General features: G+C 28.6%; 7 protein-coding genes. 2 read left to right on the top strand and 5 right to left on the bottom strand.

The genetic code is table 11. The features are described from left to right. Positions 1-8 precede the first annotated feature (8 nt). The 5 genes from asnA to Q1J48_RS04755 all read right to left on the bottom strand — a co-directional run bounded on the left by asnA (position 9) and on the right by Q1J48_RS04755 (position 6,955). Positions 9-1,004 carry an aspartate--ammonia ligase gene (gene asnA, locus Q1J48_RS04775; protein ID WP_300329466.1) on the bottom strand — a complete coding sequence of 332 codons (996 nt, stop codon included), beginning with the start codon at positions 1,002-1,004 and terminating at the stop codon, positions 9-11. 536 nt (positions 1,005-1,540) lie between these two features. Then, complete coding sequence (locus Q1J48_RS04770; protein WP_300361605.1) at positions 1,541-2,440, bottom strand: pyridoxamine kinase; 900 nt, start codon at positions 2,438-2,440, stop codon at positions 1,541-1,543. A gap of 115 nt (positions 2,441-2,555) precedes the next feature. Continuing rightward, positions 2,556-3,761 (bottom strand): FprA family A-type flavoprotein, encoded by a 1,206-nt coding sequence (locus Q1J48_RS04765; RefSeq protein ID WP_300361602.1) that lies wholly within the window; start codon positions 3,759-3,761, stop codon positions 2,556-2,558. A gap of 36 nt (positions 3,762-3,797) precedes the next feature. Further along, on the bottom strand, positions 3,798-5,723 hold the full coding sequence (locus tag Q1J48_RS04760) for an acyl-CoA dehydrogenase family protein (protein ID WP_300329457.1): 1,926 nt from the start codon (positions 5,721-5,723) through the stop codon (positions 3,798-3,800). Positions 5,724-6,028: 305 nt separating this feature from the next. Beyond that, positions 6,029-6,955, bottom strand: coding sequence for a radical SAM protein (locus Q1J48_RS04755; protein ID WP_300361600.1), 927 nt, complete (start codon positions 6,953-6,955; stop codon positions 6,029-6,031). A 597-nt stretch (positions 6,956-7,552) separates the two neighbouring features. Here Q1J48_RS04755 and Q1J48_RS04750 point away from each other — a divergent pair. Further along, positions 7,553-8,410, top strand: coding sequence for a hypothetical protein (locus Q1J48_RS04750; protein WP_300361597.1), 858 nt, complete (start codon positions 7,553-7,555; stop codon positions 8,408-8,410). A gap of 129 nt (positions 8,411-8,539) precedes the next feature. Further along, positions 8,540-9,136 (top strand): master DNA invertase Mpi family serine-type recombinase, encoded by a 597-nt coding sequence (locus tag Q1J48_RS04745; RefSeq protein WP_300361595.1) that lies wholly within the window; start codon positions 8,540-8,542, stop codon positions 9,134-9,136. Positions 9,137-9,170 lie beyond the last annotated feature (34 nt).

Below are 9,170 nucleotides of genomic sequence, written 5' to 3'. Positions count from 1 at the left end.
TTAAAATTTTATAGGAAATGTGCTCCAAGTTTTGCATATTCTTCAACCATTTCATCAGGCCATACAGATGCTTGAACCTCTCCAATATGTAATTTTTCTAAGAAAAGCATACAAATTCTTGATTGTCCAAGTCCTCCACCAATAGTATAAGGAAGTTCCCCATTAAGTAGAGCTTTATGGAAAGATAGTTTTTTTCTTTCTTCAAGTCCACTAGCCTTTAATTGAGCATCAAGAGTTTCTTCGTCTACTCTTATTCCCATAGAAGATAATTCAAGGGCGTGTCCAAGAGTAGGGTTCCAAATTAATATATCTCCATTTAGGTTCCAGTCATCATAGTCTGGTGCTCTTCCATCGTGTTTTTTACCAGAGTTTAAAGTTTTTCCTATTTGAGAAATGAAAACAGCTTTGTGAATTTTAGTTATAGCATCTTCTCTTTCTTTTGGAGTAAGTTCAGGATAAAGATCTTCTAATTCTTGAGAAGTTATAAAAGTAATATCGTGAGGTAATTTTTTAGAGAAAACAGGATATTCTCTTAATAGATACTCTTCAGTTTTTCTAAGAGCTCTGTATATTTCTCTAACTACAGATTTTAAAGTACTCATATTTCTTTCTTCTTTTTTTATAGTCATTTCCCAGTCCCATTGGTCAACATACATAGAGTGGATATTATCTAAATCCTCATCTCTTCTGATGGCATTCATATCTGTGTAAAGTCCTGAGTGGTTAGGGAAGTTATATCTTTTAAGAGCCATTCTTTTCCATTTTGCTAGAGAGTGTATAATTTGAAATTCCTCTCCTTTATCCCATTTTGTATCAAATATAACTGGTCTTTCGCTACCACTTAAGTCATCATTTAATCCAGATGATCTTCTAACATAAAGAGGTGCTGAAACCCTAGTTAAGTTTAATTCATAAGCAAGAGTTCTCTCGAAATAGTCCTTTATTTTTTTTATGGCAACCTCTGTTTCATATAGGTTTAGTTTGCAATCGTAATCTTTCGTCATACTGTCTTCACTCCTTTAAATTTTATAAATATAAATAAATTATTTTTTAATAAAAAAAGCCATTCGGTTGTACCCGAATGGCTTAATATTTTAAGAAGGTCGGGTACAAATCATTTTTAAGTGAAAATGGATTTGTACCTAATTTTTTACTTAAGTCCAAATCCCAACATATTATTATTGTTATTATTTATTAAATCAGCTAAAAATATAATATGCCCCTTCATAAAATCCTCCAATTTTTTATACAAATGTATGTGAATAGCTTACAACTTTTTTTTATAAAAGTCAATAGTTTTTTGTAAAAAAAAACTTTAAAAAATTTATAATTTTTTTAAAAAATAATTTGACAAACTAAATATTTTATGATACTATAATATCAAGAAAAGGATATTTCTTCTTTGAAACAATGGTGATAAGTTTCAAAGCGTCCGATTTATCTCTCCTAAAATAAGTCGGATTCCTACCCTAAACTTTTAAAAAATTGTAGAAAAAGCTGACTAGTGATGAAGTACAGCTTTTTCTATTTTTTGGAAAAATTATTTTTTAGATTTATAATTAAGAATTTCGTATCCATTAGATATTACAGGCATATTTAAAATATTTAACATTTTTTCTAAAAGAATTCCCTCTCTAGGATTGTATTTAAATCCATAGCTAGCTCTTATACACTGAGTTATAAATTGTGTCCCTCTATCTATTGCAATAGGCAAACTATCCCCTTGTAAAAGACTACCAATTACCACACTTGTATAGCAATCTCCAGTTCCTGGATATGAAGCAGGGATATATTTACATCTTATTTTCCAGAAAACGTCATTTTCTTTATCATAGGCTATTACATTTGAATATTTTTCATTTAAAATAGTTTCCTCTTCAGGAATACTTGTAGCTATTATAATTTTTGGCCCCATTTCAGCTAGTTCTATTAAATAATCTTTAACAATTTCTTCGTTGATATTATCAACATATTCTTTATCCAATAAAAGACAAACTTCTGTAAAATTAGGAGTGATTATATCAGCTTTTTTTATAAGCTTTTTCATCTCTTGAACCATTTCATTTCCCATTGTTTTATATAGTTCTCCATCATCACCAAGAACAGGATCTATTACAGTTAGATTATTTTTATTTCCAAATCTATCAATAAATCTTGAAACAACATCAATCTGTTTATGAGAACCTAAAAAACCAGAATAGATACAATCAAACTCTAAATTAAGTTTATCCCAATGTTCCATTATTTTTTCCATATTATCAGTTAAATCAATAAAACTAAAATCAGTAAATCCACCAGTGTGAGTTGATAAAATAGCAGTTGGTAAAGGACAAACTTGGATTCCCATAGTTGATAAAATAGGAATAATATTAGTAAGAGAAGATCTTCCAAAACCAGATAGATCATGAATAGCAGCAACTTTTTTTATTATCTTTTCCATAAAATCCTCCGTAAAATATTGAATACTATATTCTATTATACAGAGTTTTTTATTCTATTGCAAAAAAAATAAGGTAGAAAATAAAATTTTCTACCTTAAGAAAGTCTATATAAGATTATTTTGTGATACTTTCATAAATGGCTTCAACAAGACTATCCATTTCTTGATGAGTTCCCTCATTCATAGAAGAAGTAAGAGTAACTTTCTCATCTAAAATATTCATATCTTTCATTTGCTCTAAACAGTTTCTCATTAGAGAACCAGATTTACAAGCCCAAGAACCATTTTCTAATATTGCAACAGTTCTTTTTTGTAGATTAAGAGCTTTCATATCCATTAAGAAGTTGTGCATTAGAGGATAGATTCCTAAATTGTAAGTTACTGAAGCAAAAACTATATGGCTATATTTAAAGGCATCTGATATAAGATTAGATACGTGAACTTTTGATACATCATACATCTTAACTTTAGTGATTCCTTTTTCAACTAATTTAGTAGCTAGAACAGAGGCTGCATTTTCTGTATTACCATACATAGAAGCATAAACTATCATAACACCTTTTTCCTCAGGTTCATATTTACTCCATTTATCATATTTATCTAAGAAATATCCAAGATTATTTCTCCAAACTGGACCGTGTAAAGGACAGATCACTTTAATATCTATACCAGCAGCTTTTTTCAATAGAGCTTGAACATGAGGTCCATATTTACCAACTATATTAGTATAATATCTTCTAGCATCATCTAACCATTCCCTATCAAATTCAACTTCATCATTGAATAATTTTCCATCTAGAGAACCGAAACTTCCAAAAGCGTCAGCACTAAATAGTACTCCGTTAGTTAGATCAAAACTTACCATAGCTTCTGGCCAGTGTACCATAGGAGCTGCAACAAATAATATTTCATGTTTACCAAATTTTCTAGTATCCCCTTCAACAACTGTTTCAGTTTTTTCAGGATCAACATTGAATCCAAATTGATTCATAAGGTAAAAGGCTTTCTCAGAACTGATTACTTTTACATCTGGATAATGGAAGATAACCTCTTGCATCATTGCAGCGTGGTCAGGTTCCATATGGTTGATTACCATATAATCTAATTTTCTATCTCCTAAAACATATTTTATATTTTCAATAAATTGTCTACCAATAGACCAATCAGCAGTATCAAATAATACAGTTTTTTCATCTAATAATAAGTATGAGTTATATGAAACCCCTCTATCGATAGGGTGTATATTTTCGAATAGGTGTAAACGATGATCATCTCCTCCAACCCAAAAGATATCATCAGTTACTTTTCTAACATTATGCATAGCATTCCTCCTCCAATTAAAGTAGCAAATTTAAAATTAATCTTCATCTATACAAATAAAAGCTGTTTTTTCTTCTCCACAATCAGGACAAATCCACTCTTCAGGTAACTTTTCAAATAAAGTTTCTGGAGCGATATCATTTTCTTCATCTCCAATAGCTGGGTCATATTCATATCCACAACCACTGCACACATAACGTTTCCAAGAAGAAGATCTAGTAGGTTTAGGAACAGATCTCTTCATTTTTTTCATAGGTGGTGCAGGAAGTTTTTCTTCTCCGTTGTCAAGAGCAGCAGTAAGAAGAGGTAAAACTTCTTTTAAATCTCCAACTATACCATAGTCAGCATTTTTAAATATAGGTGCATTTGGATTATTATTTATAGCAACTATTGTTGTAGCATCTTTTATTCCTTTTAAGTGTTGTCCAGCTCCAGAAATTCCACAAGCTATATATAGATTTCCATTAAATTTTTGTCCAGACATACCAACATAACGATCAAGAGGAACATATCTTAAAGTTTCAGCAACAGGTCTTGAAGATCCAATAGCTGCTCCAGCTTGGTAAGCTAAGTCCTCAATAAGTTTCATATTCTCTTTTTCTCCAATACCTTTACCAGCACTAACAACACGTTCAGCTTGAGAGATAGGAGTATCAGAAGGGATACCAACTGTAAAATCATATCCATCTTTCTTTAATGCTTCAACAAGAGCATTAACTTTTTCAGTCATATCTCCATCTTTAAATATTATATTTTTACGAAGTCCAGTAGCATGTCCTTTAGAAGATTTCTTTTTAGATGAAGAACCTTCAGATTTTGGCATTTTTCCAATAAGGTGAGATGCTATAACAACTCTTTGGATTTCGTTAGTTCCTTCATAGATAGTACATATTTTTGCATCACGATAAGATCTTTCTACTTCCATTCCTTTTAGGTAACCAGTACCACCGAAAATTTGAAGAGCATCATTTACAACTTCTAAACAGATATCAGATGCATATTGTTTAGCCATAGCTGATTCCATTCCAAAAGGTTCGTGATTTTCTTTAAGTTCAGCAGAGCTATAAACTAAAAATCTAGCAGCTCTTATCTTTGTAGCCATATCTGCTAATTTAAATGAGATTACTTGTTGTTGTGCTATTGGTTTTCCAAATTGGATTCTTTCTTTTGCATAAGCAAGAGCATTTTCAAAAGCTCCTTGAGCGATACCAAGTGCTTGAGATGCTATACCAATTCTTCCTCCATCAAGAGTAGCCATAGCTATTTTAAATCCTTCTCCCTCTTTTCCTAGTAAGTTTTCTTTAGGAACTTTTACATTATTAAAAATTAATTCAGCAGTTGATGAAGAACGAATACCCATTTTGTCATAGTGATCTCCAAAAGTAAATCCTTCCCAACCTTTTTCAACTATGAAAGCACTTATTCCTCTAGTACCAATATCTGGAGTAGTAACAGCAAAAACTACATAAGTATCAGCTTTGTCAGCATTAGTTATAAATATTTTTCCACCGTTTAAAATATAATAATCTCCTTCAAGAACAGCTGTTGTTTCAGTTCCACCAGCATCAGATCCAGCATTTGGTTCAGTAAGTCCAAAAGCTCCTAATTTTTCTCCACTAGCTAAAGGAATTAAATATTTTTGTTTTTGCTCCTCAGTACCAAAAGCATAAATAGGATAAGTACCTAATGAAACGTGTGCAGATAAAATAACTCCAGTTCCACCATCAACTCTAGATAACTCTTCAACAGCGATAGCATAACTTAAAGTATCCATACCAGCTCCACCATATTCCTTCGGATAAGGGATACCCATAAGTCCCATTTCAGCAAATTTTTTAATAGCCTCAGTTGGAAATTCATTATTTTGATCTAACATAAATGCAATTGGTTTTATTTCACTCTCGGCAAATTCTCTAACCCTTTGACGAAGATTTTCATGTACCTCACTTGTTTTAAAAGACATATACTACCTACCTCCTTATATAAACTTTCATATATAAAATTGTATTTCTTTATTTTGAATGTAATCATTTCATTTATGAGATGATTATATCATAGAAAAAAATAAAAATCAACAACAAAAAATAGAAAAAATGTTTTTTTATAAGATAATTAATTTTATTTAAACACATGGATGAAAAATCAAAAAATAAAAAGAGGAGTAAAAGTTCTACTCCTCTTTATCAGTATGATATTTATTATAATTTTAAATTTTTTTGAAATTTATAAAAAAATTAAAAGTTAAATAAAATTTAACAAAAATTTTTTTTATTTTAGACGATAAGTTTTTATTCCTTTATAGTCTATAACATTTATTTTTTCATCTTTTTCAATTTCTTCAATAACTTCATCAATATTAGAAACTTTTCTACTATTTAAAAAACTTCTAAGTTCAAATTGATTCATAGGGTGTCTTTTACATAGGCTTAAAACTGCTTCGTGATTGTCATCAATTTCACTATAAAAAGCTCCATCACTTAACATATCAATGGAAATTCCTTTTAATTCTTCCACAGCATACTTCATATTTTCTTTTGATACCATATTAATATATACTTCAGCTGGTGGTCTTACAGGGGTATTTAAATATAATCTAGTATATTTTATTTTTTTTAATAATTTTTTATATTCTTCAATAGAATGTTTATCATCATTTATACCATCAAGTAACATAATTTCAAGCCAAAGTTCTCCAGTATATTTATGAGAAAATTCAATAATTCCATTAAGAATATCTTCAAATTTAATTCTACCATAAGGTCTATCTATTTTTTTAGAAATTGTATCATCATAAGCATTAACAGAAGGAAGAACAATATCTGCTTCCATTAAATCTTCCTGAACTTTTTTATCATTAAGTAAAGCTCCATTAGTAATAACAGCAACTGGTTTAGTAGTTAAAGATTTTAAAGTTCTAACTAATTCCCCAAGTCTTGAATATAGAGTAGGTTCTCCTTCTCCAACAACTGTTACAACATCAAAACCATCAGAATGTTTTAAATAATCTTTAAATTCCGCTATAATATCTTCAAGTTTAAAAAATTCTTGTCTTTCATTAGTCATTTTATTAGTTCTTCCTAGTTGGCAATAAACACAAGAATAGTTACAAGTTTTTTTTGGTATAGGACTAACTCCCAAAGAACGTCCAAGTCTTCTTGATGGAATGGGACCATATACATATTTTAGTGTTTGCATAAAACATCGTCTCCATAAAAATATTAAATTATTTAATAAAAAAATTATATCAAAAAAAGAAATGGTTTTCAAGTTAAAATGGTCTCAAGAACAAAATAGAAATTAAATAATGATACATATATTATAGAATTGGGAAAAATAAACTTTACTATAAAGACAAGAAAAATATTTTTATAAAATTAAAAATCAAATAAAGTATTTAAAATAAATAATTTATATTTAAAAATGAAATAAATTGTTAAATACAGAGTTTATGAAATTGTATAAAAATATATGTATTAAATAAGATGAAATATTTCTAATTAAGAAAAAAAGAATAAAAAACAATAAAATTTTAAAAAAAATCTGAAAACAGATCATTTTTTTATATGAAATAAATTAATAAAATATATTATTTTTTAATTATAATATTTTATTTGAATTAAAAAAATAAATGAAATAAAAAAAATAATTGTCTGAAAAAAAGCAAAAAAAGTTTAAAAAAAAACAAAAAAAAGGTTTACAAAATAGAAAAAATAATGTATGATTGATTTGTGGATGAAAGTAAACATCGTTAAGATGGTATATTATTATGCAATTCAAGGAGGAAATTTTATTATGAAAAAATTAGCACTTTTATTAGCAGCACTTGGAGTTGTTTCTGCAGCAACTTACGCAGCACCAGAATTAACAGTAACATCAATTGGACAAGAAGTTGAGATAGAACATACAAATGGTACAGATGATACAACAGCTTGGTTATATAACAGAGTTGGACTAGCTTATGAAAATTGGACAATTGGATTTGAAGGAGCTAAACAATGGGCATACAGCGATAAAAATGACGACGTAAATTCAAGTCGTGGAAGAATCCAATTTGATGTTTGGAATAAAGTAAATGATGATTTAAAATTAGGATTTAGATATAGAGGAGAAGATGACTTTGAAAGATTCTATGGTAGATATGATTATTCACACGGAATGTTCTTATCATCAGGAGATTTCTGGTATCAATTTAATGATGGAACAAATGATGTTTTAAGAGCTGAATGGTTCCCAATTGGAGCAAAATTTGGTCCAGTTACAGTGAAGTATATGTTAGATTATACAAAAACTTTAGGAGATACTTCTATAGTTGAAGATAATAAACTAACTAAATATGAAGATTCTTTAGCTCAACAAATAAGAATATATGCTCCATTATATCAATCAGGTAAATTAACACTATCAACAGAAGGTAGATTTAATATAACTGAAGATAAGAATTATGAAAAACCAACACCACATAGAAATTATGATGATTTTGGAAGAAATAGAATCTATTTAAAAGCTAATTATGCTATGACAGAAAGCTTAAACGTTTATGCTAACTATGCTTATGAATTTAGAAAATGGGATTTAAAAGACGGACATACTGATGATGTGACTGAGAAATACTATCAAAACTTTACATTTGGATGGTCATATAGATTCTAATTTAAAACTAATATAAAATACCAAAGAGAGGAAAAATTTTCCTCTCTTTTTTCTTTCTTTTATAAAAAAATATTTAAAATATGAAAATTTATATTTTATAATATTTATATAAAAGGAGGAATTAAATTTATGGTATACGGATATGTAAGAGTTAGCAGCGACAAACAAACTGTAGAAAATCAAAAATATGAAATAATTAGATTCTGCGAAAGAGAAAATATTTCAATAGATGGTTGGATAGAGGAAACAATTAGTGGAACAAAAAATTATGATAAAAGAAAATTAGGAAAATTATTAAAAAAAATAAAAAAAGGTGATCTGATTATTTGTTCTGAACTTTCAAGACTAGGAAGAAACCTTTTTATGATAATGGAAATATTAAATATTTGTATGACAAGAGAATGTAAGGTTTGGACTATAAAAGATAATTATAGACTTGGAGAAGATATTCAAAGTAAAGTTTTAGCTTTTGCTTTTGGTCTTTCTGCCGAAATAGAAAGAAATCTTATTAGTCAAAGAACAAAAGAGGCTCTTGCAAGAAAAAAAGCTGAAGGAGTAAAATTGGGACGTCCTTTAGGAAAAGCAAAAAAAGTTAAGTTGACAGGTAAAGAAAAATATATAACTAATTTACTTGATAAAAAAATTTCAAAATCTGAAATTGCAAGAAGACTTAAGGTTGATAGGGGAACAGTGGCTTCTTTTATAAAAAATTTTATTAACACTTAAAAAAGAGAGGAAAATTTTTCCTCTCTTTAATATT

This window comes from Fusobacterium sp., assembly GCF_029258315.1.
In the GTDB taxonomy this organism is placed as follows: domain Bacteria; phylum Fusobacteriota; class Fusobacteriia; order Fusobacteriales; family Fusobacteriaceae; genus Fusobacterium_B.
This window is presented reverse-complemented; position numbering and strand designations above follow the sequence as displayed.